Genomic DNA, 25,787 nt, shown 5'->3' with positions numbered 1-25,787 from the left:
CGGTCGTGACGCGGGGCCCGTCCGCCCGGTGCGGGCGGGCCCCGTCGTCGTCGGGGGTGCCGCGCTCAGGCGGCCCCGCCCAGGTCGAAGTCCTTCGCGAGCACCTCGCGGACCGTGTCCGCCGCGACGCGCCCGCCGACGTCGTTGAGGTGCGCCCCGTCGGGGTCGCGGACGACCTGCGGGCGCCCGTCGACGTCCATCGCCGAGCGGAACCGGCCGCCCGGGGTGAACACGGAGGCGATGTCGACGACGCGGACCTGCTCCCCGTACGGAGCCGCCGCGAGCTTGATCGTCGTGTTGACGACCCTGATGATCCGGTTGCGCGCCGCGTCGTTGGAGTTCGGGATCAGCAGCCAGTAGACGCGTCCCGCCCCGCCGCGCGTGTACGTGGCCATCATCGCCCGCACGCGGGTCGCGTACTCGGCGGCCCAGTCGAGGTCGCAGCACTCGACCGTGCCGGCCTTCGTGGTCATCGGAAAGCCCTCGTTGGCGCCCAGCAGCACGACGGTCGCGTCCGGCTCGTCGCGCCGCGCCTGCACGCCCGAGTACGCCCCCCAGTCCAGGAGGTCGGTCTTCGAGATGCCGGTGCCGAACTTCGGGTCGCGCTTCGTGCGCACCCCGATCGGGGTGAGTGCGCGGGCGAGCTCCCCGTCCATCGGCTGGGACATCGAGTCGCCGGTCACCAGCAGCGAGCGGAGCTTGCGCGGCTTGGCCGCCGGCAGGCCGAGCGCCGCCGGGTCGAAGGCGCCCGGCGACACCGCGCCGCCGCCCGTCCCGCCGCTCGCGGAGAACGTGCCGTCGTCGTTGCCGAGGTCCTCGTCGGGGGACAGCCAGCCGAGCATCTGGTCGACCACCGGGGCGACGGGCAGCTGGTCGGCGATCCAGCCCGCGGGCCGGCCGACCGCGAGCACGACGTCCTTCTCGGTGCCGTCGTCCATGCGCTCGCCCTGGTGGCGGATGCCGTCGCCGTCGGCGACGACGAGCAGCGCGAACGTCAGCAGCACCATCGTGATGGCGGCCTTCGCGGTCATGCGGGCGCCACCGCGGAGGTGGTCGTCGGCGGTGGGGACGTGGGCGGCCGGGGGGACCTCCGACCGGGGCGGGGTGGTGTCAGGAGCGCTCATCTAGAACTGGAAGTAGATGAAGGGCGGGACGCCCTGGGACGGGATGGTGGCCGCGACCGCGAGGATCGAGACCGCGAGACCGGCGCTGAGCGCCGGGACCGGCAGGGTGGCGATGCGGAGCTTGATCGCCCGCAGCGGGGCGGCGGGCAGCTGGTGGCTGAAGATCACGCCGAACGTCAGCAGCACCGCCGTCGGCGTCCACAGCGTGGCGGCGCCAGGGGAGAGGATCCCTTCGATCAGGGCGCTGCCGAGGTCGAAGTCGGGGGAGCGGAACGGCACGGCGGAGAGCGCGAAGAAGCTCACGATCACCACGGTGCTGACCCAGCCGGGCGGCCGCCATGAGGTCTTCGCGGCCGCGATCCGCTCGCCGACCATCCAGGTGCCGTGCATGGCGCCGAAGATCACGAACCCCCAGGTCGGGCCGTGCCAGATCCCGGCCAGCAGCATCGTCAGCCACAGGTTCACCGCGGCGCGCGCGGGTCCCTTGCGGCTGCCGCCGAGCGGGATGAACACGTAGTCGCGCAGGAAGCGGCCGAGCGTGATGTGCCAGCGCCGCCAGAACTCCGCGAGGCTGCGCGAGCGGAACGGCCGGTCGAAGTTCTGCGGGAACGTCAGGCCCATCAGCAGCGCGATGCCGATCGCCATGTCGGTGTACCCGGAGAAGTCGCAGTAGATCTGCACCGCGTAGGCGTAGAGCGCGAGGATCACGTCCGGGGACGCGTACGCCTCCGGCACCGTGAAGACGGGGTCGACGACCTCGCGGGCGAGCACGTCGGCGACCGCGATCTTCTTGAACAGGCCCAGCGCGATCAGGCAGACCGCGGCGCCGACCGCGACCTGCGACGGGTCGCGCTTCTCCTTCAGCTGCGGCAGGAACTCCGAGGCGCGGACGATCGGACCGGCGACGAGGTGCGGGAAGAAGCTGATGTACAGCGCCAGGTCGGTGAGCGTCGGCGGCTCGAGCTGACGGCGGTGCACGTCCACGACGTAGCTGATCGCGTGGAACGTGATGAACGAGATGCCGATCGGCAGCGCGACCGCCAGGACCGGGAACGGCGCGCCGAGCCCGATCCCGTCCAGGGCGCCCGCCGCCTGCTCGACGAAGAACCCGTAGTACTTGAAGACGCCGAGGACGGCGAGGTCCAGCACGACCGCGACGCGCACGAGCAGCAGCCGCCGCCGCGCGTCGTCGGACGCGTGGATCGCCTTCGCGAAGACGTGGTTGCCGACGGTGATGGCGCCGAGCAGGAACGCGAAGCGCCAGTCCGCGGTGGCGTAGAAGAGGTAGCTCGCCAGGAGCAGGAACGCCTTCCACGCCCCCATGTGCCGCATCAGCGCCCAGGACGCCGGGAGCACGACCGCGAAGAAGATCGCGAACGTGATCGTCGGGAAGACCATGGACGCCGGACCGCTCTACGCCCGCGGGCTCAGGTGAACTGCGTGTACGCGGTGACGATCCGCGCCTTGCCCTTGCGGCAGGTGGCGGTCGCGTCGAACTGCGTGGCGATGACGTTGCTGCGCTTCTCGCTGCACGAGTAGCCGAGGACCTTCTTGGAGCAGCGGCCCTTCTTGCCCTTGCCGCCCGAGACGCGGCACTTGTAGTACGCGCCGATCATCTTCTTCGCGGTCGCGCAGGACGCGCCACCGGTCGCCTTCAGCGAGCGGGTGTAGGTCGGCTTGGCGTTGTTGGCCTTGTGGTACTTGTCGTCGGCGCTCAGCGAGCAGGTCGCGGCGGACGCCGAGGCGGGGACCAGGGACAGGCAGCCGATGGCGGCGGCGAGCAGTCCGAGGGGCAGACGGTGGGACATCGGGGTCACCTTCCGGTCGGGGTGGTGGCGGGGGTGCGCAGGACGGACAGGATCGCCTGGGTGGCGAGCCGCTGGCCGGCGAGCGAGAAGTGCAGCCCGTCGGGATCACGGACCTTCTCGCCGTCGATCGTGTCGCGGTAGCCGGGGCCGAAGACCTTGTCCAGCGGCACGAGGCGGACGGCGGGCATGCGGGCGGCGAGGCGGCGGATCGCGTCGTTGACGGCGCTGATCGGCGCGGTGAGGTCCTCGCGGCGGGTGGGCGGCAGCAGCGACCACAGGACGGTGCCGCGCCCGTTGCGGGCGTAGGCGGTGGCCATCTCCTCGAGGCGGCGCAGGTACTCCTGCCGCCACGCCTCGCTGCAGCACTTGATCTCGACGCCCGACTCGTTCTTCATCGGGAACCCGTCGTTGCCGCCGAGCAGCACGACGGTGACGGCGGGCTTGTGGCGAGCGGCCTGCTCGCGGGCGAGCACCGTCCACTTCTTCCCGAGGTCCTTGCTGATCCCGGTGCCGGGCCGCGTCTGGCGGATGATCCGGTAGTCCTTCTCGAGCCGGTCGGCGAGCAGCGCGTCGATGCCCTGCATCATCGAGTCGCCCGTGATCAGCATGCCCTGGCGCGCGGCCTTCGTGGCGGCGCGGCCGACGCCGATCCGCTGCTGGGTGCGGAAGCCGCTGACGTACAGGTCGATCGTGAAGTCGCCGATGCCGGCGCCGACGTTGCGGCGGAACGACAGCAGCCGCTGACCGGGCTCGAAGCGCAGCGACGTGCAGCGCCGACCGGTGGGCTTGCGGCCGACGCAGACGCGGACGGGCAGGTCGCCGAGCTGCCAGCGGTCCTTCAGCTGGATCGTCGCGGCGCTTCCCGGCTGCACCTGCTTGGGGGCGACGATCGCGACGCGGTCGCGGCAGCTCGGGGTGAGCGCCTCGTTGCTGGCCTCGATCGTGCGGCCGTCGGTCGTCCGGGCGACGGCGTGGAAGCGGCGGGTGGTGCGGTCGCAGCGCCACGGGATCGCGACGGGGACGGGCGCGGCGCCGTCGGGGCCGCCGGTCGCGGGCGGGACCGCGGTCGAGGTGCCGAGCTCGGTGCGGGCGCCGTCGATCTCTTCGAAGAACGTGACCGTCGAGTCGACGGGCGCGAGCATCAGCATCTGGACGTGCCCGCGCGAGACGTTGATGCCCAGGAGGCTCTGCGTCGCCGGCTGCTGCGTCGGCTCGTCGGCCGCCGGGGCGATCGTCGCCGCGCCGAGGCCGACGCCGAGCGCGACCGTCACCGCGGTCAGCGCGCCGAGCGCGCGCGTCCGTCCTGCACGATGGTCGCAGCCCCCGCTGCGTGCTCCGCCGAGCATGTCCTGCCCTCCCGATGTTCCCCTGTGGACCTGCTGAGAAGCAGGGAGGGTAGTGCCTGCGGCGGCCTCCGTGCGACTCGTACGTCCGTCCAGGGTCGGACGGGTTTCCGGGGTGTCAGGCGGGGGCGAGCGCCTCGAGCACGTCGAGATCCGGGGTCGGACGGCCCTCGAGCGAGATCGGCTGGATGCAGACGTGCGTCGCCCCGGCCGCGTAGTGCTCGTCGATCCGGGCGCGGATCGTGCCGCCGTCCCCCCAGACGATCAGGTCGTCCACGAACGCCGGGTCGTTGGCGGCGATCTGCTCCTCGGTGTAGCCGAGCCGCTTCCAGTTGTTGCGGTAGTTCGGCAGCGCGCCGTAGCGCTCGGTCTGCTGGTGCGCGGCGGCGCGGGCGGCGGCCTCGTCGGTGCTGAGGATGACCTTCTGCTCGACGCACAGCAGCTTGTCCGGCCCGAGGATCTCGCGGGCGCGGCGGGTGTGCTCGGGCGTCGTGAAGTACGGGTGCGCGCCGGCGGCCCGCTCCGCCGCGAGGGCGAGCATCTTGGGGCCGAGCGCCGCGAGCACGACGGGCGCGGGCTCCGCGGGCTGCGGGCCCGCGTAGGGGGAGGCGTCCATCGCGTCGAGGTACGTGCGCATCGCGGTGAGCGGCTTGTCGTAGCTCAGGCCGCGCAGGCCCTCCACGAGCGGCCGGTGCGAGACGCCGATGCCGTTGAGGAAGCGCCCGTCGGACTGCTCGGCGAGGGTCATCGCGGCCTGCTTCATCGCGCCCGGGTGGCGGTTGTAGAGGTTCGCGATCCCGGTCGCGAGCAGCAGCGTGTCGGTGGCGCCCGCGAGGTGGGCGAGGTGCGAGAAGGGCTCGCGCCCGACGGTCTCCGGGTGCCAGAGCGCCGAGTAGCCGAGCGCCTCGATCCGGCGGGCGACGTCGGCCGCCTCGCGGGCCCCGAGCGCGTCGGTGAAGGTCCAGACGCCCGGGACGCGCAGGCGCTCCGCGAGCGCGCTCACGACTCGTGCCGGCCGCGGACGGTGCGGTGCACCCAGACGATCGGGAGCACCTGCAGCGGCAGGCGCGCCCACAGCAGCGCCCGCGGGACGCCGCGCGCGCCCGGGATGTCCTGCGGGCGCACCGCCATGTGGATGTTCGCCGGGTAGACGGCGAGCAGCAGCGCCGTGAGGTAGGTGCGCGCGTGCCGCTCGGCGCCCGGCACGACCGCCAGGACGCCACCGGCGATCTCGGCCACGCCGGCCGCCTCGTTGACGCGCTTGGGGCCGCCCGGGACCCACGGTGGCACGATCGACTCGAAGAACCGCCGCGCGACGGTCAGGTGCAGCACGCCGGTCAGCACGAAGAACGCGGCGACGGGCCAGGGACGGGATCGCTCGGGGCTCACGGGCCCATCATGCCGCACCCGCGCCGCCGGCCGGCGAGGAATCCTCATGAACTCTTGAGCTGGCGTTGTCGTGTCGCTCAGCGTTCCTGCCGATAGTGGTGGCATGGACGTCGAGCTCACCCCCACGCAGGCGCGGGCGATCGCGCAGCTGCGCTGGCGCCACCCGGGCGCCGAGGTGCGCGCGCATCGCGTCGTCTGGGGTGTGATCGTCGAGGCCCGGCGCGACGGCCACGTCGCCGAGGTCCTCGCGCTCGACGCGGCCGGGCAGGTGCTGCCCGAGCGGCGCGTCGACGCCGCCTGACGGCCGGTCCGCCCGCGCGGCGTGCGAGGCTCCCGGGCATGCGCGCGACGCTGGTGGAGTGGATGGGCCCGCAGGACGCCAACGGCGGCGGGTTCGTGCACGGGGGAACGATCATGAAGCTGTGCGACGAGGCCGCCGGCCTCGCCGCCTTCCGGCACTGCCGCATGCGCTGCGTGACCGCCGGGATGGACCGCATGTCGTTCGTCTCGCGCGTCGACATCGGCGAGGTGGTGACGCTCGACGCCACCGTCAACGCGGTCTGGCGCACCTCGATGGAGGTCGGGGTGCGCGTCACCGCCGAGAACGTCCGCACCGGTGAGGTGCGCCACACCTCCACGGCCTACCTGACGATGGTGGCGATCAACGACGCGGGCGGGCCGATGCCGGTGCCGCCGCTGCCGCCGACCGACGATCCGGTCGCGCTGCGCCGCGGCCGCGAGGCGCAGGCGCGCCGCAGCAACCGGCTCGCGGAGCGCGAGGCGTTCCAGGCCCCGACGTCCGCGGACGGGGAGGTGGCGGACGGGGGTGGGGGCGCGTAGAGTCCGCCCGTGCGAGTGACCAAGATCCTGTGTGCTGCGCTCGCGTCGTTTGCGGTCGCGTCTCCGGCCGGCGCCGCCCCGGCCGCGGCGGTCCCCTCCCCGTGCGACCGCCCCGAGGCCGCTGCGCCCAGCGCCAAGGCGCGCTGCGCGACGGCGTGGCGGGCGCGGGTGGCGCAGGTCGCCCGCACCGAGCGGGTGTCCCGGCGCGTGGCGGCGCAGCGCGAGATGACGCGGTTCCTCGTGCTCGGGCGCACCGACCGGATCCAGCGGGCGATGCCGCCGTTCCTCGTCGGCGCGGTGTACCTGACCTCCACGGCGCAGCTGCGGGTGGGCGCGATCGACACGGCGGCCGCGACGGGCGCGGCGCGCCGCGCGCTGTCCCGCGTCGCGGTCACGAAGGCGGAGCGGGCGCTGCTGCGCAGCCGGCTGCGGCTGTACGCGGTCCCCCACAGCCACCGGGAGATCCTCGACACGTTCGCCGACGTCGAGCGGCGCCTCCCCGCGAGCCCGGTCGCGTCCGCGGTGCAGTCCTTCGGCGTCGTCCTGGACCGTGCGACCGGCCGCGAGGCGGTCGTCGTCGAGGTCGCCCGGTCGGCCGGGCAGGCGCAGTTCGACGAGGTCGTGGCGTTCGCCGCGCCGTACGCGACCAAGGTGATCGTGCGGCGCGCGACGGGCGAGATCGCCCCCGACGTCGGCACCGGGACCAGCCCGGGCTGACCCGGGACCGACGGCTCGCCTACGCCGCCTGCGGCGCGTAGTAGGCGGCGACGACGCGCTGGAACTCGCGCATGTCGCGGTGCGCGCCGAACGCGGCGGGCACGGCGCCGAGCACCGGGATCGCCCGGAACGTGCCGCCGGTGAGGGCGTCGCGGGCATCGCCGAGCTCGCGCATCCGCCAGAGGAACCGCAACGTCGCGACCGGGGTCCAGCGGTCCGGGATGGCCTCGCGCACGCGGGCCTCGGTGTCGCCGTGGAGGTGGTCCAGCAGCGACCCGTCGGAGCTGCCGTCGCACATCGCGGTCGCGACCGCCGGGTCCTCGACGAGCTCCCAGAGGACGAGCAGGTCGCCCGCGATCGCCGCGTCGGTCGGGTCGCCCGGGGCCTGCTCGGCGGCGTCGATCGCGACCCGGGCCTCCTCGACGAGCCCGAGGGCGTCGGCGGGGAGCGCGCCGAACGCGCCCGCCAGGCCTCCGAGGGCCGCGGTCCGCCGGGCCCGTCGCCGCGCGACCCGCCCGGCCGACGGGGCCGCGGACAGGTCGTGCCGGCGCTCGGCCCGCAGGCACCGCACGAGGGCGACGAGGACCTTCTCGGGGATCCGGGGCAGGCGCTCGGCCCCGCCGCCGTCGTCGGCGCCGTCCTGCGCGGCGGCGCTCAGGGCCTCCAGCAGCGAGGCGGCCTGGGTGCGGGACAGCGGAAGCCAGGGCGTGTCGGACACGCCCTGGCACATACCGCGTCGGGCGCCGGTCCTAACCTGCGCGCCGCGTCAGCGCGACGTCCTTGGCCGCGCCGCGGACGTAGAGGATCTGCGGGGCGCCGCTGGTACCGGGCGCGGAGGCCGAGACGACGAACGGGCTCGCGTCGGTGGTGACCTCCTCGGGCGCGCCGAACGCCGACTCCACGGAGGTGCGGCGGGCGACCTGGAGCGGCAGGTCGGTGAACGGCAGCTGTGCGCCGAGGACGTAGGGCACGGTGACGGTCCCGTCCGGGGACGCGGTGATCTCCCCGTGCGTGCCGTCGGCGGTCAGCTCCGCGGGCGCACCGAAGACCGCGCGCGCGTCCTGGCGCGAGACGCGCACCGGGGTCCGGGCGTCGTTGTCGACGAAGCGGCCGCTGAGCGTGTACGCGATCGTGGTGGTGCCGCTGGCGCCCGCGGCCAGGGACGGGCTCGGGACGTCACCCTCGAGGGCGCCGTCGGCGGCGCGGTCGATCTGCGTGGAGGGCCGCAGGACGAAGCTCGTCGACGGGGCCACCGCGGCCCGGATCTCGGTCGGCTCGTTCTGCTCCTCGCCGCCGTCCTCGGTCCCCCAGGCGACCGTGGTGCGCCCCGTGCCGGTCACGAGCGTCGAGACGCGGGCGACGCCGAGCGAGGGGCCGGCGTTCAGCAGTCCGTTCCCGCGACCGGAGGTCCGACCCATCCGGGCTTCGACGCGCGGGTCGCCGGTGCCGTTCTGCGACCAGGCGACGACGTAGCGGCCACGGTCGTTGACCGAGACGGAGACGGAGCGCTGCGAGCCCGTCCCGCGGATGATGCGCGGGGTCTGGAACGTGCCGCCCGCCCTGCGCGTGGTGAACCAGAGGCGCGAGCGGCCACCGCCGAGCTCCTCGACGAACGCGATCGCCGCGTCGCCGGAGGTCGCGGCGGCGAGGGCGTACTCCGAGGTCCGCAGCGGCACGGTGCGCAGTGGGCGCAGCGTGCCGATGGTGCCGGAGGTCGTGCCCTCCGACCAGCCGACGAGGACGCGGTCGGCGCCGCCGGCCTTCTGCAGGCGCAGCGAGATGGTCCTGCCGGAGCCGGAGGGGATCGGGCCGGCGCCGAGCGTCGAGGCGGCGCGGCTCCAGGTCTTCGTGCCGTCGGCGCGCACGCCGAAGGCCTCGCGGCCCATGGCGCCGACCCGGACGCTGGCGACGCCGTCGCCGTCACCGTCGAAGGCGAGCGACGGGGCGAGGCCGGCGCTGGCGGTGAGCTGGGTGGGGGCGGTCCACGGCGGCGCGGCCTGCGCCGCGGCCGGGACGAGCAGGGCGGCCGCGAGGGCCGCGGTGGAGAGGGCGGGGATGCGTGCGGACATGCCCCTGGAACGCGACAGCCGTCGCAGGGATACGCGGTGCCGCGCGCGCTCTCATGGACGTCTCACACGCGCCCGCGCCGGAACCCGGCGCAGCGTCGCGTCGAGCGCCGCGAGCGTGACGGGCTTGGGGAGGAAGTCGTCCATCCCGGCGGTCCGTGCCCGCTCGCGGTGCGCGGGCAGCACGTCTGCGGTCATGGCCACGAGCCACGGACCGTCGCCGGGCGCCGACCGCGCCCGCAGTTCGCGCGCGGTGGCGAAGCCGTCCAGCACCGGCATGCGGAGGTCCAGCAGGACCGCGTCGAAGCTGTCGCGCTGGACCGCGTCGAGCGCGGCCGCCCCGTCCCCGACGATCTCGACCTCGTGACCGAGACGCTCCAGCAGGGTCCGTGCCACGAGCTGGTTCACCGCGCCGTCCTCGGCGACCAGCACGCGCAGCGGCGCGGCCGCACCGGGCGTGGCCGTCGCCCGCGCGGCGGCGGGCGACGCCACTACGCGCAGGGGGATCGTGAAGCGGAACGTCGCGCCGCTTCCGGGCGCGCTGTCGATCTCGATCCGGCCGCCCATGAGGCCCACCAGCTCCTGCGAGATGGTGAGGCCCAGGCCGGTGCCGCCATGGGTCCGTGCGGTGGACGCGTCCGCCTGCTCGAACGCGTCGAAGAGCCGCTCGTGGACTGCGGCCTCGATGCCCGGACCGGTGTCGCGCACCGCGAACGCCAGCCGCGCGTCCGCAGGGTCCCCGGCACGGCCGACCACCACGTCCACGCGTCCCCCTGCGGGCGTGAACCGCACCGCATTGGCGACGAGGTTCAGCAGCACCTGGCGCAGGCGGCCGGGGTCGCCCATCACGTGACCGGGGACGTCCGGGGCCACGTCGAGCGCGAGCGCCACGTCGGCCGACCGCGCGTCCGCGTCGAGCAGCGCCACGACCCCGGCGGCGCACCCGCCCGGCGAGAACGCCTGCTGCTCCAGCGCGAGCTTGCCGGCCTCGAGCTTCGACACGTCGAGGATGTCGTCGATGACCCGCAGGAGATGGTCGCCGCTGCTGCGGATGACCTCGGCCTGGCCGCGCTGGTGTCCGTCGTCGAGGCTCTCGGCCAGGAGCGCGCTCATGCCGACGACGGCGTTCATCGGGGTGCGGATCTCGTGCGACATGGTGGCCAGGAACGCGGCCTTCGCGTCCGTCGCGGCCTCCGCGTCGGCTCGGGCGCGGCGCAGGTCCTCGGCCTGGGCGGCGAGTCGATCCGCCAGCCGCCGCCAGCGATCGCCCACGCGACCGAGCGCGAAGAAGGCCCCGGCCGTGAGCAGTCCGGCGAGCAGGACGAGCCACGGTCCCAGGCGGCTTCCCAGGGGGACGAAGCCCGCGGGAGCGACGTAGCGGACGTCCCACGTCCGGCCCGGCATCGGCACCGTGGCGCGGCGCTCGTAGACGGCGTCGACGTCGGGTAGCGGTCGCGGACCGCCGTCCGGGCGGACCCCCGCGGTGGAGTACAGCAGGGCACCGTCGCCGTCCCGGATCTCGAAGGACAACGGGCTTGGTGCCGGGCCGAGCAGGCCGCGCATGAACTGCTCCGCGCGGAAGGCGGCGGTCAGCCAGCCGTCGACCCGGCCGCGTCGCCGCACGGCGACGTAGGCGATGAAGCCCGCCTCCGCGTCGACACTGCCCGAGAGCCTCAGGCGGGGGCTGAGCACGGCCTGCCGGCGGCGGCTGGCCTCGAGCATGGCGGCCCGTCGTCGCGGCTCGCGCATCATGTCGACGCCGAGGACGACCTGGTTCTCGGCGGTGAACGGCGCGACCCACTCGATCGGCGCGTGCACCGGCGGGATGCCCCGCGAGCCGCTGGGTGCGCGCGTGCGGTAGTCGCGCATCGACCGCAGGACGGTGAGGCCCGGGGGGCGCGGCTCGGCCCGTACCCCGGCGACGAAGGCCGGCAGTTCCCGGGCGGGCACCGCCCGTGCGAAGCTCAGTGACTTGAAGCCCGGGTAGCGCTCGTCGAGCGCGAGGGTGTCGACGTACCGGCGCCAGTCGGTGCGCGTCACCTCGGTCGAGGCGTGGAACAGGCCGATCCCACCACGCAGCACCTGCACGTACGCGGTCATCCGCTCCTCCAGTGCCGCGTCGATCCGCTGCACCTCGGCGTCGAAATCCGACCGCTCGTGCGCGTCGACGATGCGGTGGGTGCCCCAGGCCCCGAGCAACGCCCCCGCGATCATCGTCCCGACGATCGCGGCCCGGATCCCCGTGGCACTGCGATGGCCGCGCGATCGCGGCCGGTCCTGCGCGTGCTGCTGCAACGTCCGCCGCTCCCTTGCCCGGGCCCTGGGGGACGTACGGTAGTCGTCCCGGGAGCGTTGCGCCAGTCGACCCGGGACCGGTGCGACGAACGACCCGCCGCAGGTCGGCGGGTCTACTTCGCGAGCGCGCGCTCGATCGCGGCCTTGATCTCCGGGTCGTCGGGCTTGACCTTCGTCGCCCAGCGCGCGACGAGCTTGCCGTCGCCGTCGACGAGGTACTTCGTGAAGTTCCAGACCGGCGGCTTGGAGCCCGGCTGGCGGTTGAGGTCCTCCCACAGCGGGTGCGGATCGGCGCGGACGCTCATCTTCGCGGTGACGGGGAAGGTGACGCCGTAGTTGCGGCGGCAGACCTCACCGGTGGCGACGGCGTCGTCGTGCTCCTGGCCGGCGAAGTCGGCCGACGGGCAGCCGAGGATCTGGAGGCCCTGGTCCTGGTAGGTGGCGTAGAGCTCCTGCAGCCCCTCGAACTGCGGGGTGTAGCCGCACTTGCTCGCCGTGTTGACGATCAGGGTCGGCTTGCCGCGCAGGGTGGACAGGTCGAGCGTCCCACCCTCGAGCAGCTCCACCTCGTGGGCGTAGACGTCGGTCGGCGCGTCCAGCGTCTTGGAGCGCTTGAAGTACATCTTCAGCGTGTCGAAGGCCATGTGAGGACGTTACGCGATGCCCCCGCGACCGGTTCACCCCGCGGGATCGTGCAGCGCCCCGGCGAGCGCCCGGACCGCCACGACGGCGGAGACCGGCAGCGGCCCGTACAGGTGCGGGAAGAGCCCGTCGGCGTCCGGCGCGGGCTCGTCGAGGATCGGCAGTCCGGCGGGGCGCACGGTCAGCACGACGAGGTGGTCGTGCGGCGGCGGGTAGAAGCGCGCGACGACCCCGGCGAGCTGCTCGGGACGGCAGAGGTGGATGAACGGCGCCGGGGAGCCGTCGGGCTGCGGCGGGATCGCGTACTCGCCGGTCGAGCCGGCGGCGTCCCAGGCGTCGGCGCTGGTGACGTGCAGGAGGTCGTCCATGGTCAGTCGGCCTCCCCGGCGAGCCGGCCGGGAGCGGCGGGCGGCCCGTCGTCGTCGGAGGTCGCGTCGCGGTCCGCGTCGGGCCGCGCGACCGCCGGGATCGGCACGCCGCGCATCAGCAGCCACGCGAGCCAGCCGCCGAGCGCGAACAGCGGCAGGCCCATCGCCACGCGCGCGACGCCGAGCGCGACGAGCGCGTCGGCGAGGTACAGTGGCAGCTGCACCGCGAGCCGGCCGGCGAACACGCCGACGAACACCCAGGAGGCGCGCGTCGCGACGCGCAGGTACGCGGGGTCCTCCCGCCAGGCGGCGAGCGGGTTGCCGCCCGCGACCGCCACGGCGACGTAGCCCGCGAGCGGGCGGCGGAGCGTGATCGACACCGCGAACGCGGCCGCGTAGCCCGCGTTGGCGAGCAGCCCCGGCAGGAAGAAGTTCTCCGCCTTGCCGGTGCGCGCCGCGATGAACGCCGCGAACCCGACGCCGATCAGGCCGCTGAGCGCGTACTGGACGGTCTGCCCGCGCACGATCCGGGCGAGCGCGAGGACGAGCGCGAGCGCCACGGCGACGATCGCCGCGAGCGTCGTGTCCCCGCCCGACGCGGTCGACGCCGCGACGAACGCGGCGGCGGGCAGCGCCGACTCGGCGATGCCGAGCGGCCCGCCGATCGCGTCGGCGAGCGCGGAGGGCGGCGCCTCGGAGGGACGGGTCTGGGCGTCGGGCTGGTCGGGCACGATGGGGCATCATGGCGCAGATCCCCGAGATCCCCGCCGCCCTCGCCCGGCGGATGGCGCTGCACGCCCAGGGTCTGGGGGCGCAGACCCCCGCGGGCTGGGGCCCGCAGGACGGGGACGGCGCCGCGCGGATCGCCCGCGTGGTGCAGCGCATCGGGTGCCTGCAGCTGGACCCGGTCTCGACCGTCGCGCGCTCGCCGCTGCTCGTGCTCCACGCGCGGCTCGGGGCGATCGACGAGGCGGCGCTGCACGAGGCGGCGTACGGCCGGCGCGCGCTCTTCGAGTACTGGTGCCACGAGGCGTCGCTGTGCTGGACCGGGGACCTGCCGTTCCACCGTCACCGCATGCGCCGGTGGCTGGCGCAGTCCTCGCCGCGCGCCGCGCGCGCCCGCGCCTTCCTCGCCGAGAACGCCGCGTTCGCCCGCTCCTTGGTGCGGACGCTGCGGCAGGCGGGCCCGCTGCCGGCCGCGGCGCTCGAGGACCGCTCGGCGGCGCCGTGGCGTCACGGGCACTGGACCGACGAGGTCTCCGGCCGCCAGACGGTGGCGCGGATGCTCGACCTGCTGTGGCTGACCGGGAAGGTCGGGGTCGCCGACCGTGGCCCGTCCCCGACCGCGACGAGCGCGCGGCGCTGGGACCTGCTGGAGCGGTGCCTGCCCGACGACCTGACCGACGTCGCGCCGATCCCGTCGTCGCGCATCACCCGCCGGGCGGTGGAGCGTGCGGTCGGCATGCTCGGCGTCGCGCGGGGCCCCGACGTCCGCGCGCACTTCACCCGCAACCGCTACGACGACCTGCCCGGCACGCTCGCCGCGCTCAGCGGGCCGCGCGGTCCGCTCACCGCGGTGGCGGTCCGCGGCGACGACGGCGAGCTGCTGCGCGGCCCGTGGTACGCGCGTCGCGAGGATCTCGCGACCGCCTCCGCGCTCGAGCCCGGCACGCGCCGGCTGGCGCTCTCCCCGTTCGACAACGTCCTCTGCGACCGCGCGCGCACCGCGACGCTGTTCGGCTTCGACCATCGGCTGGAGATCTACGTGCCGCCCCCGAAGCGCCGCTGGGGCTACTACGTGCTGCCGATCCTCGACGGCGAGCGGCTCGTCGCCCGCGCCGACGCCGCCCACGACCGCGAGAGCGGGGTGCTGCGGGTCCACACGCTCCATCTGGAGGACCGCGGCGCGCGCGACGCGGCGCAGGAGGCGCTCGACGCGCTCGCGCGCCTGCGCGGCGCGAGCGACGTGCGCATCGAACGGGTCGCCTGAGGGTTACGGTTCTCACCATGAGCCGCCCCGCACGCATCCTCGCCGTGGCCGCCGCGACCGCCCTCGTGGCGACCGGGACGTCCGCGACCGCCGCCACCGGCGGACCGACGCCGCTGGCCCCGTCCAACGGCAAGAGCCTCACCGCCGGGAAGGCGTTCACCTTCAAGGTCCGCTCGCGGGGGCAGGGCGCCGTCTTCCTGAAGGTCTCGAAGTCCAAGAAGAAGGGCAAGGACGGCACGCTCGCCGCCAAGGACGACCTCTACTTCCGCAAGATGGGGAAGAAGGGCTCGACGTTCTCGAAGAAGACCGAGACCTACAGCGCCCTGGAGGACTACTTCCTCAACAAGCCGGGCCGCTACTACTGGCAGGCCTACCGGATCGACTGCGCCGCGCAGAGCGACTGCAACGTCGAGGGCGCGATCCGGTCGTTCCGCATCCGCTGAGGGGGCCCGCGAACGACGACGGCCCGGCCGCGCGGGGCGCGACCGGGCCGTGACGGTGCCGCCGGGTCCTAGCGGCCGCCGAGCAGCGCGCCGACGAACGGCAGGTTGCCCAGCAGGTTGTTGATGAAGCCCCCGAAGCCCGGGACGACGCCGCTGAGGTTCGGGATCAGGCTGCCGAGGCTCGGCATCGAGACGTTGACCGAGCCGTCGAGCTGCGCCGCGGTCTCGACGTCCGCGTCGATCTCGCCACCGGCGTTCGGGGCGGCCGCCGCGGCCGGCTTCAGCGCGGTGATGATCTGCTGGATCGAGCCGGCGATGCTCGTGGACATCTGCGCCACGCCGTCGGTGACGGTCTTCAGGATCTGGCCGACGGAGGCGAGCGCCTGGGTCATCGGGGCCTGCGCCGCGGTCGGCAGCGTCGGGATCAGCGCGGACATGCGCTGCGTGAGCAGGTCGATCGCCTGGGTGGTCGTGCCCATGACCGTCTTGACGATGTTCGCGACGCGGACGGGCATCTGGTCGACGGGGATGTCGGCGAGCTCGTCGAGCGTCGACGGGGTCTGCGCGGCGAGCGCGGCGAGCGCCTGGGACGCGAGCGCCTGGAGCTCCGGGTCCTTGAGCTTGTCGAGGAGGGTCGTCAGCGACTGGACGACCGCGTCGCGGCTGGCGACGCTCGACGGCAGCGCGCCGGCGAGGGAGAGCTGGAGGCGCCCGTCGGTGTCGACGAGCAGGTCGACGTAGGCGCCGGCGGCCTGCGACTGGGCGGCACCGGCGGCGGTGAGGGCCCAGATCGCGCGCTCGGCCGACGCATCACCGGTGACGCGCAGGGCGAGGCGGCGGGCGTCGCGGGCGGCGGTGGTGGTCTCGCGGCGGACGACCTTGAGGACCTTCAGCGCGGCGCCGTCGCGCCCGGCCTCGATGTGGGCGGAGAGCTTCGCGGTGGCGGTGCTGGCCTTCTTGAGGTGGCTGGCGACGTCGATCGTGGCGCTCGCGCTGGCGGTGGCCTTGACGTCGGCGTTGGCGACCTGGGCGGACGCCGGGACGATCGCGACGGCGGCGAGGGCCGTGGCGGCGAGGCGGGACATGCGGGTCATCTGGGTGCTCCTTCTCGGGCGACTGGGCGACCTCCGGGCGGAGGCCCCTGGTTTTGCGACCCCGTCTCACGACGGGTGTGCCTTGGACCGAGGCGCGTGATGTGCCTCACCACTGCAGAGGGGGGCGGCGGAGCGGATGTCAGGCCACGCCGCGAAGGTGGCGCGTCGGCGTTACTCGACGGTGATGGAGACGACGTCCTCGCTGGCCTCGCCGGTGACCTCACCGGAGCCGACCGCGTTCCCCGGGGCGGTCGCCGCCGTGGTCGCGGGAGCGGGGGACGTCGCCGTGGCGGCGGGATCGGTCGCCCCGCCCGTCGGGCTCTCCTCGACGTCGACGCCGCGGACGTCGGGCTCGGGCTCGGGCGCCGGGGTGGCGGGAGTGCTCGCGGCCTGCCGGCGGCGGTCGTCACGGGCCTGCTCGAGCGTCCGGGCGCGGGCCTGGGCGCGGGCGTCGCGAGCGGCGGCACGGCGGGCGCGCTCGCGACGCGCGGCGCGCGCGTCGGCGCGGCGCTGCGCCGCGGCGCGCTGCGCCGCATCGGCCTCGCGGGCGGCGGCCACCGGGTCGGGGGCCGCGGGCGCGGCGGCCCGGTCGTCCGCGGCAGGCCGGGACTCGGCGCGCTCGACGACTGCCGGGCGGTCGCGGTCGCGCTCGGGGGCGGGCGGGTGCGTGACGGAGTAGGACCCGGCGCCGACGACGCCGATCGTCGCGCAGACGGCGGCGCACTTCGCCGCGACCCCCGCCCCGCCGAAGATCCCGCCGAGCAGGCCGGCGGCGCCGGCCCCGCCCGTGGCCGTCGCCGCACCGGCGGCGCCCGCCGCCCCGGCGCCCGCGGCGCTGCCCGCCAGCGCGAGCGCGGGCCCGAGCGGGAACAGCGCGGCGAGCTCGGCGCGCCCGGCGCGCAGCTTCGTGCGGGCCTCGTAGGCGGCCTGCCGCGCGGCGGCGGAGGAGATGTCGAGCGTCTCGCCGATCTCGTCGAACGACAGTCCGGCGAGCTCGTGCAGCACCAGGGCGCTGCGGCTGCGCTCGGACAGGGCACGCAGGTCGCCGAGCAGCTCGGCGAGGTCGGCGCGCGTGTCGACGCGGTCGGGCCGCGGCGACGGCAGCAGCGCGAGGACCGTGTCGTCCCCCGCGGTGGCCGGCGGGCGCCGGCGCAGGACGGCGAGCGCCTCGCGGTGGGCGATCCGGTAGAGCCAGGCGCGCAGGGCGTGCGGGCGGGCGCGGCCGTCGGCGAGCGCGCGCAGCGCGGCCGCCAGCGCGGACTGGGCGGCGTCCTCGGCGTCGTGGTGCTGCAGCACGATCGTGCGGCAGTACCGCTCCAGCGGTGCGCGGTAGCGGTCGTGGATGGCGGCGAGCGCGCCCTCGTGGCCGCGGGCGGCGGCCCGGACGAGGAACTCGTCGGAGGCGGCGCGCCAGCGGCGCGGGGCCGGTCCGGCCGGGAGCGTCCGGGGGGTCTCGAAGCCGTCGGGACGTGTGGGAGCGAGCGCCATCGTCCCGCGCTATCGGCACGGGACGGGCCGAACTTCAGCGCGTTGGCGCGCGGCCCGGCGGATGCCCGATGGGGCCGTCTACAGGCCGGGCGGGTGCCGGACGGTGAATCCGGCGGTGCTGCGGCTGGCGGTCTGCCAGCGGGAGCCGCGCTCGCGCAGGCCACTGGTGTCGAACCGCAGGCCGCCGACGGTCATCCAGGCGTGCTCGCCGTTGGCGTAGATCGTGATCCACTTGCCCGGACCGGGCTTGCCCCACTTCGCGAGCGCGCCGCTGACCATCGGGGCGTCGATCAGCCCGGCGGACGCGAACGCGAACGAGATCGAGCCGGAGCAGTCGTAGCCGCTGTCGACCCAGGTCTCGCCGGCGAGCCGGCCGTGCCCGCCGCCGTAGATGTACGGCTTGGTGGCGACCTGGTTGGCCGCGCGGATGATCGCGGCGACCTCCGGCGGGGCGCTCGGCGGCACGGTCGCGATGCCGCCGGAGGCGAGGGTCGCGGTGTCGACGATGCTGCGGTCCGGGTCGGCGAGCTCGCCCTCGGGCGTCTTGAACGCCTGGCGCAGCTCGGCGGCGATCTCCGCGTCGGTCGGGGCGCCCTCGGCGACGCGCGTCCCGTCGCTGCCGCCGTCGCCGCGCGGCGCCGCGGTCGTGCCGGTCGCCGACGCGGGCGCGTAGGGCGCGTCGCTCGGGCTCGAGGTCGGCAGGCTGATCGGGGAGAGCTCGGGGGCCTCGATCGTGAACCGGGCGATGCGCTCCGGCTTCTCCGAGGCGCCGCAGCCGGCGGCGCCGAGGGCGACGGCGCAGGCGAGCGCGACGGTCGGGACGCGACGGATGGACGACACGGTGGGCAGTATGCCTCGCGCACGCGACGCGTGACGCCGGTACGGTCGCGTCCGTGTCCCGGAGGGGGAGATCCGTCACCGCGCCGCTCGCTCGCGGCGGTCGCTCAGGGCCCGACGGTCACGGGCACCGGCTCGGTCGCGCCGTCGGGCGCGACGCGGTACGTGCCGTCGGGCAGCTCGCCGGCGGGGGTCTGGCGCGTCTCGCCGGGCTTCACGACGATGCGCACCGTGGTGGGGGCGCCGTCGAGCGTCACGCCGTGCGGGCGGCCGTCCTGCGCGGAGACGCGCAGGGTCACGTCCTCGCCGGAGGGCACCGTCGTCGGCGTGACCTGCAGGCCGTCGGCCGCGAAGACCACGTCGACCGTGGTGCCCGCCGGGACCGGTTCGTCGTCCCCGCAGCCCGTCGCGGCGAGGGCCGGGAGCGCAAGAACGAGCAGGGCGAGACGTTGCAGCACGGACACCGCCGAATCGTAGGACAGAAACCTTGGACAGACGTCCAGCTTTCCACTACTGTACGCGACCGTTCACCGCGTTCATCGCACGAGGGAGCCACACCACATGAAGCGCATCACCCTGACCGCCGCGCTGGTCGCGGCGGCGATCGTGCCCGCCGGGCCCGTCGCCGTCGCCACCGCCGCCGGTCCGACGGCCTCGTCGGCCGCCACGAAGAAGCCGGCCAAGAAGAAGGCGACGAAGAAGAAGAAGAAGGTCACGAACTTCACCGTCTGTCGTCGCGGCTGCCCGTTCAGCTCGATCCAGAAGGCCGTCGACGCCGCCCCCGCGGGCGCCACGGTGAAGATCAAGCCGGGCACCTACACCGAGGGTGTCGACGTCAAGGACACCAAGGACAACCTGAAGATCATCGGCCTCGGCACGAAGCCCGAGGAGGTCGTCCTCGAGGGCAAGGGCGCCAAGCGCCCCGACGGCAACCCGGCCCAGAACGGCATCTTCGTCGACGGCGCCGACAACGTCGAGATGCGCAACATCACCGCGCAGAACTTCCCGGCCAACGGCTTCTTCGTCCGCAACTGCGACGGCTACGTGATGGACCGCCTGATCGCCGGCTTCAACCGCGCCTACGGCCTCTACGCGTTCAACTGCATCGGCGGCCGCATGACCTACTCCAAGGGCTTCGGCCACGGCGACTCCGCCTTCTACATCGGGCAGACTCCGTTCCAGGAGAAGCCCAAGCCGTCGCTGATCAGCCACGTCGAGGGCTACGAGAACGTCCTCGGCTACTCCGGCACGAACTCGAAGTACGTGACGATCCAGTTCTCCGAGTTCTACAACAACGGTGCGGGCGTGGCCCCGAACACGCTCGGCTCGGAGAAGTTCCCGCCGGCCCAGGACGGCAAGGTCACCGACAACCTCGTCTACTGGAACAACTTCAACTACTTCAAGGCCGGCTCGAAGGTGAAGCCGCTGCCGGCCGCGACCGGCTCGTTCCAGTACCCGACCGGCGTGGGCATCGTCCTGCTCGGCACCACGAACTGGGACATCCGCGCGAACCTCGTCTTCGGCAACTTCAAGTGGGGCATCATGACGGTGTCCGACCCGACCTACGCGCCGGCGACGAACCGCAACAACAAGGTCCGCTTCAACGTCATGGGCGCCGCCTACGACGACGCCAACGGCACCGACGTCTGGAACGACGGCGCCGGGAGCGGGAACTGCTGGGAGAACCAGTCGGCGGGGACCACCTACGACGCCGGGGCGCTGCCGCAGCCGCTGCTGTACCCGGGCTGCAACAACCCGCAGAACGCCACCGACCTCACCCAGGTCGCCGAGGTGGCCGACTACCTGACCAAGACCGAGGCGCAGGAGGAGTCGTGGAAGAAGCATCCGCACCCGCCGCGCGCCGACCGCACGCCCATCGACGGGCAGGGAGGCTGAACCCCACATGAGCATCGAGCAGCGCACGAAGCGGACCGCGTCCCTGGCGCTCGTCGCGATCACGGGGCTGGCGCTCGGCGCGCCGGCCCTGGCCGCGGCACCCAAGACGTACTCCATCCAGCACGGCGCCGAGGAGTTCATCCCGGCGGGCGGCGCGAAGAAGAAGTCCAAGAAGGACGGTGCCGGTGACCCGGTGCTGACGATCAACGCCGGCGACAGCGTGAAGTTCGTGTGGCCCGACGACATCGGGGACACGCACGACTTCGCCTACTCCAAGGGCGGCAAGATCCAGTGGCAGTCCGAGCCGTTCGCGACCGGCGCCACCGTGACGATCGGGCCCAAGTCCAAGAACAAGGACATCAAGGGCAAGTCGCTGAAGAAGGTCATCAGCAAGCCCGGGACGTACAAGATCTACTGCACGTTCCACTCCGGCACGATGAAGATGAAGCTCGTCGTCAAGAAGGCCTCCTAGGAGGGCGGCGTGAACCTCGATCGCCGGGCGTTCCTCGGTGCGGGTGCGGGCGCGTTCGTCTGCACCCTCGCCGGGCAGCAGATCGCCTCCGACGGGCCCGAGCCCGACCTGGAGAAGCTCTCGGCCGGGATCGAGGTCCCGCCGAAGGTCCGCGCCTCGGCGCGGCAGAACCCGCTCACCCCCGCCCAGACGCCGACCCCGGCGCCGGGCGGGACCCGGCGGGAGTACTGGATCGTCGCGACGAAGGCCCGATGGAACATCGTGCCGACCAAGCGCGACGAGATGATGAACAAGAAGATCACCGGGAGCACGAAGTTCACCGGCTGGTTCTACCGCGAGTACACCGAGAACTTCGGCGCTCCGAAGGGCCCCGTGTCGATGCCCGGTCCGGTGCTCGAGGCGGAGACCGGCGACACGCTCGTCGTCAACTTCCGCAACGACCTGAAGATCCCGGTGACGATGCACCCGCACGGCGTGCAGTACACGCCCGAGATGGACGGCGCCTACAAGGGGCAGTTCACCGATCCCGGCGGGTTCGTGCAGCCCGGCAAGACCTTCCAGTACGTCTGGGACTGCAAGGAGGGCACCGAGGGCGTGTGGCCGTACCACGACCACGGCCCGATGGACCCGATGCCGCTCTACAAGGGCCTGTTCGGCTTCATCAACGTCCGCAAGAAGGGCGCGCCCCGGCCGGACGTCGACCACTACCTCGTGTTCCACCAGATCACGACCGCCACCTCCGGCCTGGCCCGCGGCTTCCAGTGCATCAACGGCCGCGCCTACACCGGCAACACGCCGACGCTGCGCGCGAAGGTCGGGCAGCGCGTGGCGCAGCACATCACCGCGATGGACGTGAACTTCCACACGTACCACCTGCACGGGCACCGCTGGAAGAACGCGGCGGGCAAGGTCGTCGACAACGAGACGCTCGGCCCGGCGGACTCCCTGACCGTCGAGTTCACCGAGGACAACCCCGGACGCTGGTTCTACCACTGCCACGTCTTCAGCCATCTCCACGAGGGGATGAGCGGCTGGTACATCGTCGAGCCGTGATCGCCGTGCGCACCGTCCGCCGCGTCCTGCCGGTCGCCGCCGGCACCGCCGTCCTCCTGGGGGCGGCGCTGCCGGCCGACGCGGCGAACCGCAACATCGCGATCGGGAACTTCCAGTGGAGCGTCCAGGACGTCCAGATCGACCTGAACGAGAAGGTCACCTGGCACTGGGTCGGGCCCGACACGCAGCACTCGGTCGGCCCGGTCGCGGGCAACACGTCGGGGATCGACTCCGACCCCGGGACCGCGGCGCCGGACCACCCGCCGGGCTTCACGTTCACCGGCCAGTTCACCCGCCCTGGCGTGTACGACTTCGTCTGCAAGCTCCACGGGATCGTCCGCGGTCGCGTGACGGTCAGCCCGAACCCGGGGCGGCCGGAGGCGCCGTCGCCGGACCCGGTGCCGGTCGTCAACGTCGACCGGCGCGCCCCCGAGCTCACGCAGGCGCGGTGGGCGCGCGGCCCGGTCCTGCGCCGGGCGCGCGGCACGCTGCGGTTCGAGCTCGACGAGCGCGCCCGAATCGTCCTGGACGTCGAGAAGCTCGTCCGGGGCCGCTGGCGCCTGGCCGGCACCCGGACCTTCGACGGCTTCGTCGGCTACAACGACTACGCGTTCAGCGGCGTCCTGCGCAAGGCGCGGCTGAAGCCCGGGCGCTACCGCGCGCTGCTCGTCGCCGCCGATGCGGACAACAACCGCAGCGGCGACGTCGTCGTGCCGTTCACCGTGCGCTGAGCCGGTCCGGTCGGCGGGGGTTCGATCGGCCGGAAGCGCGGCGATCGTTGCGACGGCCGCGCGCCATCATCTACGTTCGACCGATGGGGATCACATCGTCGAGGGCACGCGCGCGGCGCGTGGCCGCAGCGGCCGCTGCGGCGTTCGCCGTCACCGCCTCGAGCGCCGTCGCGGCGCCGCCGGGCTTCCTGTCCAACGGGTTCGGGACGACCGGCGTCGGCGTCACGGTCACCGACGTCGGTCAGGCGAACAACGTCGGGGCGCTGAAGGACCTCGACGTCGACCCCGACGGCCGCCTGGTCTCCGGCGGGTTCGAGGAGGGCTTCGGCATCGCCGTCACGCGGCACACGCGGACGGGGGTGCTCGATCCGAGCTTCAGCGGCGACGGCGTGGCCACGATCGACGCGGACCTGCTCGGCGGCACGGCCGTCGACGACATCCCCGACCCGTTCTCCGTCGAGTGGGGCGGCCTCGTCGTGGACGACGACGGGCGGACCTACGTGCAGGTCGCCTACGCCGACGCCGGCCAGTACCACGACGTCGTCGTCCGCCTGACCGCCGCGGGCGAGGTCGACACGACGTTCGACGGGGACGGCGTGTCCACCCAGGCGTACGTGTCGACCGGGCTCAACCCGGCGAGCACCGCGGGGATCGACCTCGCTCCCGGTGGCGGCGTCGTGACCGCGGTCGCGTTCGACCTCGGCGGGACCGGCCGCGTCGCCGCGCGCACGATCAGCGAGGCCGGCGTCAGCGGGGCGCCGGCCGAGACGCCGGTCGCCGACCCGACACCACGGGTCACCGACCTCGTCACCGACCTCGGCGCGGGCCGCATCTACGTGCTCGGCAACCTCCAGGACGACGCCGCGCGGACCGCGGACGTGCTGGTCCTGAGCTCCGGCCTCGCCGGACAGTTCACCGCGGCGGTGCCCGGGCTGGGGCAGGTCCTCACCGACCGCATCGCGGTCGCGCCCGGCGGTGGCGTCGCCGTGTCCGGCTCCGCGGTGAACGGCGGCGCGGGGTTCGTCGCGCGACTCGACGCGACCGGCGCACCGGTCACCGGCTTCGACGGTGACGGCGTCGTCCTGATGCCCTCGCCGATCAGCGGCGTCCCGGTCGACGCGGCCAACAGCTGGGCGGGCCTGGCCTTCGACGGGGAGGACCTCGTCGTCGTCGGCGAGTTCACCAGCGGCTTCCTCCCGTACCTCGCGGCCGCGCGCTACAACGCCGACGGCTCGCTCGACGGCGGGCTGGACCCCGCGGGCGTGGTGGCCCTCTCCGCTGTCGAGGAGGGTGCGACCGCCCTGCCGCTCGGCAGCTCTGGCCCGCAGCTCGGCGGACCGCCCGTCGCCCTGACCTCGGACGGCGTGGCGGTGGCGGGTGCCCGTGTCGTGCGCAACGGCAAGGTCCGGTTCGCCCTGGTCGGCCTCGGCCCCGACCTGGTGGCGCCGCCCGCCGGTGGCGGCGGGGGCACGACCCCGCCCGCCGGTGGGGGCGGTCCCGCTCCGGGAGCCGTGAGCCTGCAGCTGCTCAACACCGGCGTGGAGCGGACGATGCCCGACCTGCTGCGCGCCCCCTACGCCGGCCTCGGCGCCGCGGCGCTGTCGGCGCGGCTGAACGCCGAGGGCCTCCCGGTCACGCTGCGGGTCGCCCGGCTGACGAAGGCGGCCGCCCGGCGGATCTCCGCCCAGGCCCGGCCCGGCCGCGCGGTGCGGCAGGTGCCCGCCGCGGGGACGACCGTCCGCGGGTCCGCGCTGACCCCGGTCATCGTGGAGCTCGCGGCGTGGGACCCGGTGCTCGACGTCAAGGGCCGGCCGCGCTGCGCGCCGGACGCCGTCGTGACGCGGCAGGGTCGCGATCCGCTGACGCTCGCCGAGGCGCTCAAGGGCGCGGAGTTCGCACCCGGCGCCCGGGTCGAGGGGGCCGCGAACGAGCTGCTCGACCGGTTCGCCTGCGACGTCGAGGTGAACTTCGCGTTCTCCGCCCGGGCGACGCGCACGACCGTCACCGCGGTGCGGTTCGCGCGGACCAGCCGCAAGCCGCTGCGCTACGAGGCGATCCTGACCGTCACCCGACCGCGCTCGGACACGGACTTCATGGTCACCTACTCCGAGGGTGACGGGATCACGCGGAGCAACCGGGTCCCGCTCGGTGCCGACGCGAAGCTGACGCGCAACGTCGGGAACGAGCTGACCGTGGCCGTGCGGGAGACCGCCACCGGGGCGGTCGCCGACAACGCGCTCGTCGAGGTGTTCGGCCCGGACGGCGAGGTGGCGGCCCGGGCGCGGGCCAACCTGCGCGGCGTCGCGGTGCTCGACTTCGTGCCGCGCCGCGCCGGGAGCTACGACGTGTACGTGAGCCGTGCGCGCTACAACGCGCCGACGCGCGAGGAGGTCCGTCAGGAGTACCTGATGTCCCTCGGGTCGGTCGTGCGCCGGCAGGCGTTCACGTCGGTCGGCGGCAGTCGCTACGTCCGGCGGGGCAGCGGCTTCGTGCGCGCGGCGAGCGCCGCGCAGCTCTCGGCCGCCCAGGCGGTGACGCTGACCGTCCTGCGTCAGTCGCTGGCCGCGCTCGCCAACGCGCTGGCGACGCAGATCGCGCAGGCCAACCGGCTCAGCGAGACCGAGCGCGCCGACATCGCCCGCCTGTACGGGCTGCTCCTGGGCGTGCCGCCCGAGACGACCGCAGGGCTGGTCGCCGCGAGTCGCGACGCCGGCTTCCGGCCCGCGATCGCGACCGCGTCGGGCGGGGTCGTGACGCCCGCACTGCGGCCGGCGCAGACCGGGCTCGCGCGGCTCCCCGGCGTCAACGCCTCGGGTGTCGTCGTCGGCCGCGCCGAGGGCGTGTCGATCGGTCGTGGTGACGGGGTGCTGATCAACGACAACGGGACGGTGATCGCGCCCGACGGCCAGCCGATGGGCACCCAGCGGCTGATCGCCAACGACGGCGCCGGCCTGATCTCCGACCACGGTGGGGGCATCGTCAGCAACCAGAGCGGCGCGATCATCAGCAACGACGGCGGGGGCATCATCAGCAACGACGGCGGCGGGCTGATCGCCAACGACGGGACCACGTTCGTCCCGACGAGCCGCCTGGTGAGCGACAACGGCGGCGGCATCATCAGCAACGACGGTGGCGGGTTCAGCCCGCTCGCGCGGGGCGCCTCGATGATGTCGACCCGCGGAGGCTGACCC

26 protein-coding genes and 1 riboswitch are annotated in these 25,787 nt (G+C 74.3%); of the genes, 10 read left to right on the top strand and 16 right to left on the bottom strand.

Going from position 1 to position 25,787, the window contains the following annotated elements:
- Positions 1-65 precede the first annotated feature (65 nt).
- The 6 genes from C7Y72_RS03960 to C7Y72_RS03935 all read right to left on the bottom strand — a co-directional run bounded on the left by C7Y72_RS03960 (position 66) and on the right by C7Y72_RS03935 (position 5,664).
- Positions 66-1,124 carry a DUF459 domain-containing protein gene (locus tag C7Y72_RS03960; RefSeq protein ID WP_107567302.1) on the bottom strand — a complete coding sequence of 353 codons (1,059 nt, stop codon included), beginning with the start codon at positions 1,122-1,124 and terminating at the stop codon, positions 66-68.
- Complete coding sequence (locus C7Y72_RS03955) at positions 1,125-2,522, bottom strand: MBOAT family O-acyltransferase (protein ID WP_107567301.1); 1,398 nt, start codon at positions 2,520-2,522, stop codon at positions 1,125-1,127.
- A 29-nt stretch (positions 2,523-2,551) separates the two neighbouring features.
- Positions 2,552-2,932, bottom strand: coding sequence for a hypothetical protein (locus C7Y72_RS03950; protein WP_107567300.1), 381 nt, complete (start codon positions 2,930-2,932; stop codon positions 2,552-2,554).
- Positions 2,933-2,937: 5 nt separating this feature from the next.
- Complete coding sequence (locus C7Y72_RS03945) at positions 2,938-4,278, bottom strand: DUF459 domain-containing protein (RefSeq protein WP_107567299.1); 1,341 nt, start codon at positions 4,276-4,278, stop codon at positions 2,938-2,940.
- Positions 4,279-4,393: 115 nt separating this feature from the next.
- On the bottom strand, positions 4,394-5,278 hold the full coding sequence (locus C7Y72_RS03940; protein ID WP_199223848.1) for a TIGR03620 family F420-dependent LLM class oxidoreductase: 885 nt from the start codon (positions 5,276-5,278) through the stop codon (positions 4,394-4,396).
- On the bottom strand, positions 5,275-5,664 hold the full coding sequence (locus C7Y72_RS03935; protein WP_107567298.1) for a DoxX family protein: 390 nt from the start codon (positions 5,662-5,664) through the stop codon (positions 5,275-5,277). The genes C7Y72_RS03940 and C7Y72_RS03935 overlap by 4 nt, the downstream gene beginning before the upstream one ends.
- A gap of 103 nt (positions 5,665-5,767) precedes the next feature.
- Between C7Y72_RS03935 and C7Y72_RS03930 the strand changes: the two genes are divergently transcribed.
- The 3 genes from C7Y72_RS03930 to C7Y72_RS03915 are packed head-to-tail and all read left to right on the top strand — an operon-like array spanning position 5,768 to position 7,221.
- On the top strand, positions 5,768-5,965 hold the full coding sequence (locus C7Y72_RS03930) for a hypothetical protein (protein WP_107567297.1): 198 nt from the start codon (positions 5,768-5,770) through the stop codon (positions 5,963-5,965).
- Positions 5,966-6,003: 38 nt separating this feature from the next.
- Complete coding sequence (locus tag C7Y72_RS03925; protein ID WP_107567296.1) at positions 6,004-6,504, top strand: acyl-CoA thioesterase; 501 nt, start codon at positions 6,004-6,006, stop codon at positions 6,502-6,504.
- A gap of 15 nt (positions 6,505-6,519) precedes the next feature.
- Positions 6,520-7,221 carry a hypothetical protein gene (locus C7Y72_RS03915; protein ID WP_158276621.1) on the top strand — a complete coding sequence of 234 codons (702 nt, stop codon included), beginning with the start codon at positions 6,520-6,522 and terminating at the stop codon, positions 7,219-7,221.
- A 19-nt stretch (positions 7,222-7,240) separates the two neighbouring features.
- Here the strand turns inward: C7Y72_RS03915 and C7Y72_RS03910 are convergent, their stop codons facing one another.
- From C7Y72_RS03910 to C7Y72_RS03885, 6 genes are all read right to left on the bottom strand, one after another.
- The gene (locus C7Y72_RS03910; RefSeq protein WP_146175240.1) at positions 7,241-7,939 is read right to left on the bottom strand and encodes a hypothetical protein; all 699 of its coding nucleotides are present in this window, start codon (positions 7,937-7,939) and stop codon (positions 7,241-7,243) included.
- A gap of 31 nt (positions 7,940-7,970) precedes the next feature.
- Positions 7,971-9,290 (bottom strand): hypothetical protein, encoded by a 1,320-nt coding sequence (locus C7Y72_RS03905; RefSeq protein ID WP_107567292.1) that lies wholly within the window; start codon positions 9,288-9,290, stop codon positions 7,971-7,973.
- Positions 9,291-9,341: 51 nt separating this feature from the next.
- Entirely contained in the window at positions 9,342-11,501 is a 2,160-nt protein-coding gene (locus C7Y72_RS03900; RefSeq protein ID WP_107567291.1) for a CHASE domain-containing protein, read from the bottom strand.
- 194 nt (positions 11,502-11,695) lie between these two features.
- Positions 11,696-12,226 (bottom strand): glutathione peroxidase, encoded by a 531-nt coding sequence (locus C7Y72_RS03895; RefSeq protein ID WP_199223847.1) that lies wholly within the window; start codon positions 12,224-12,226, stop codon positions 11,696-11,698.
- Positions 12,227-12,259: 33 nt separating this feature from the next.
- A complete protein-coding gene (locus tag C7Y72_RS03890) occupies positions 12,260-12,592 on the bottom strand; it encodes a DUF952 domain-containing protein (protein WP_107567290.1) in 333 nt (110 codons plus the stop codon).
- Between the two features lie 2 nt (positions 12,593-12,594).
- The gene (locus tag C7Y72_RS03885; protein WP_233243714.1) at positions 12,595-13,323 is read right to left on the bottom strand and encodes a DUF3159 domain-containing protein; all 729 of its coding nucleotides are present in this window, start codon (positions 13,321-13,323) and stop codon (positions 12,595-12,597) included.
- Positions 13,324-13,334: 11 nt separating this feature from the next.
- On the opposite strand from C7Y72_RS03885, the gene C7Y72_RS03880 reads away from it, so the two are divergent.
- Entirely contained in the window at positions 13,335-14,582 is a 1,248-nt protein-coding gene (locus C7Y72_RS03880; RefSeq protein WP_107567288.1) for a DNA glycosylase AlkZ-like family protein, read from the top strand.
- Positions 14,583-14,599: 17 nt separating this feature from the next.
- Positions 14,600-15,025: a hypothetical protein gene (locus C7Y72_RS03875; RefSeq protein WP_107567287.1), complete on the top strand. Its 426-nt coding sequence runs from the start codon at positions 14,600-14,602 to the stop codon at positions 15,023-15,025.
- Between the two features lie 68 nt (positions 15,026-15,093).
- Here C7Y72_RS03875 and C7Y72_RS03870 read toward each other — a convergent pair whose 3' ends face one another.
- The 4 genes from C7Y72_RS03870 to C7Y72_RS03855 all read right to left on the bottom strand — a co-directional run bounded on the left by C7Y72_RS03870 (position 15,094) and on the right by C7Y72_RS03855 (position 18,908).
- Positions 15,094-16,119 (bottom strand): hypothetical protein, encoded by a 1,026-nt coding sequence (locus C7Y72_RS03870; protein WP_107567286.1) that lies wholly within the window; start codon positions 16,117-16,119, stop codon positions 15,094-15,096.
- 14 nt (positions 16,120-16,133) lie between these two features.
- A riboswitch (cyclic di-GMP riboswitch) is annotated at positions 16,134-16,211 on the bottom strand.
- 79 nt (positions 16,212-16,290) lie between these two features.
- A complete protein-coding gene (locus tag C7Y72_RS03865) occupies positions 16,291-17,607 on the bottom strand; it encodes an RNA polymerase sigma factor (RefSeq protein WP_107567285.1) in 1,317 nt (438 codons plus the stop codon).
- A gap of 78 nt (positions 17,608-17,685) precedes the next feature.
- The gene (locus C7Y72_RS03860; protein ID WP_107567284.1) at positions 17,686-18,447 is read right to left on the bottom strand and encodes an NlpC/P60 family protein; all 762 of its coding nucleotides are present in this window, start codon (positions 18,445-18,447) and stop codon (positions 17,686-17,688) included.
- A gap of 104 nt (positions 18,448-18,551) precedes the next feature.
- Positions 18,552-18,908 carry a cupredoxin domain-containing protein gene (locus C7Y72_RS03855; RefSeq protein WP_158276620.1) on the bottom strand — a complete coding sequence of 119 codons (357 nt, stop codon included), beginning with the start codon at positions 18,906-18,908 and terminating at the stop codon, positions 18,552-18,554.
- Between the two features lie 97 nt (positions 18,909-19,005).
- Between C7Y72_RS03855 and C7Y72_RS03850 the strand changes: the two genes are divergently transcribed.
- The 5 genes from C7Y72_RS03850 (at position 19,006) to C7Y72_RS03830 (ending at position 25,784) form a co-directional block, all read left to right on the top strand.
- On the top strand, positions 19,006-20,340 hold the full coding sequence (locus C7Y72_RS03850; protein ID WP_107567282.1) for a pectinesterase family protein: 1,335 nt from the start codon (positions 19,006-19,008) through the stop codon (positions 20,338-20,340).
- A 7-nt stretch (positions 20,341-20,347) separates the two neighbouring features.
- Positions 20,348-20,812, top strand: coding sequence for a cupredoxin domain-containing protein (locus C7Y72_RS03845; RefSeq protein ID WP_107567281.1), 465 nt, complete (start codon positions 20,348-20,350; stop codon positions 20,810-20,812).
- A 9-nt stretch (positions 20,813-20,821) separates the two neighbouring features.
- Positions 20,822-21,865: a multicopper oxidase domain-containing protein gene (locus C7Y72_RS03840; RefSeq protein WP_107567280.1), complete on the top strand. Its 1,044-nt coding sequence runs from the start codon at positions 20,822-20,824 to the stop codon at positions 21,863-21,865.
- Positions 21,862-22,596, top strand: coding sequence for a cupredoxin domain-containing protein (locus C7Y72_RS03835; RefSeq protein ID WP_107567279.1), 735 nt, complete (start codon positions 21,862-21,864; stop codon positions 22,594-22,596). Before C7Y72_RS03840 ends, C7Y72_RS03835 begins: the two co-directional genes overlap by 4 nt.
- Before the next feature lie 83 nt (positions 22,597-22,679).
- On the top strand, positions 22,680-25,784 hold the full coding sequence (locus C7Y72_RS03830; protein WP_107567278.1) for an NHL repeat-containing protein: 3,105 nt from the start codon (positions 22,680-22,682) through the stop codon (positions 25,782-25,784).
- The last annotated feature ends 3 nt before the right edge of the window (positions 25,785-25,787 follow it).

The organism is Paraconexibacter algicola, assembly GCF_003044185.1.
GTDB lineage: Bacteria > Actinomycetota > Thermoleophilia > Solirubrobacterales > Solirubrobacteraceae > Paraconexibacter > Paraconexibacter algicola.
Note: the sequence above shows the minus strand (reverse complement) of the source record. Positions and strands in the feature narration are given on the sequence as shown.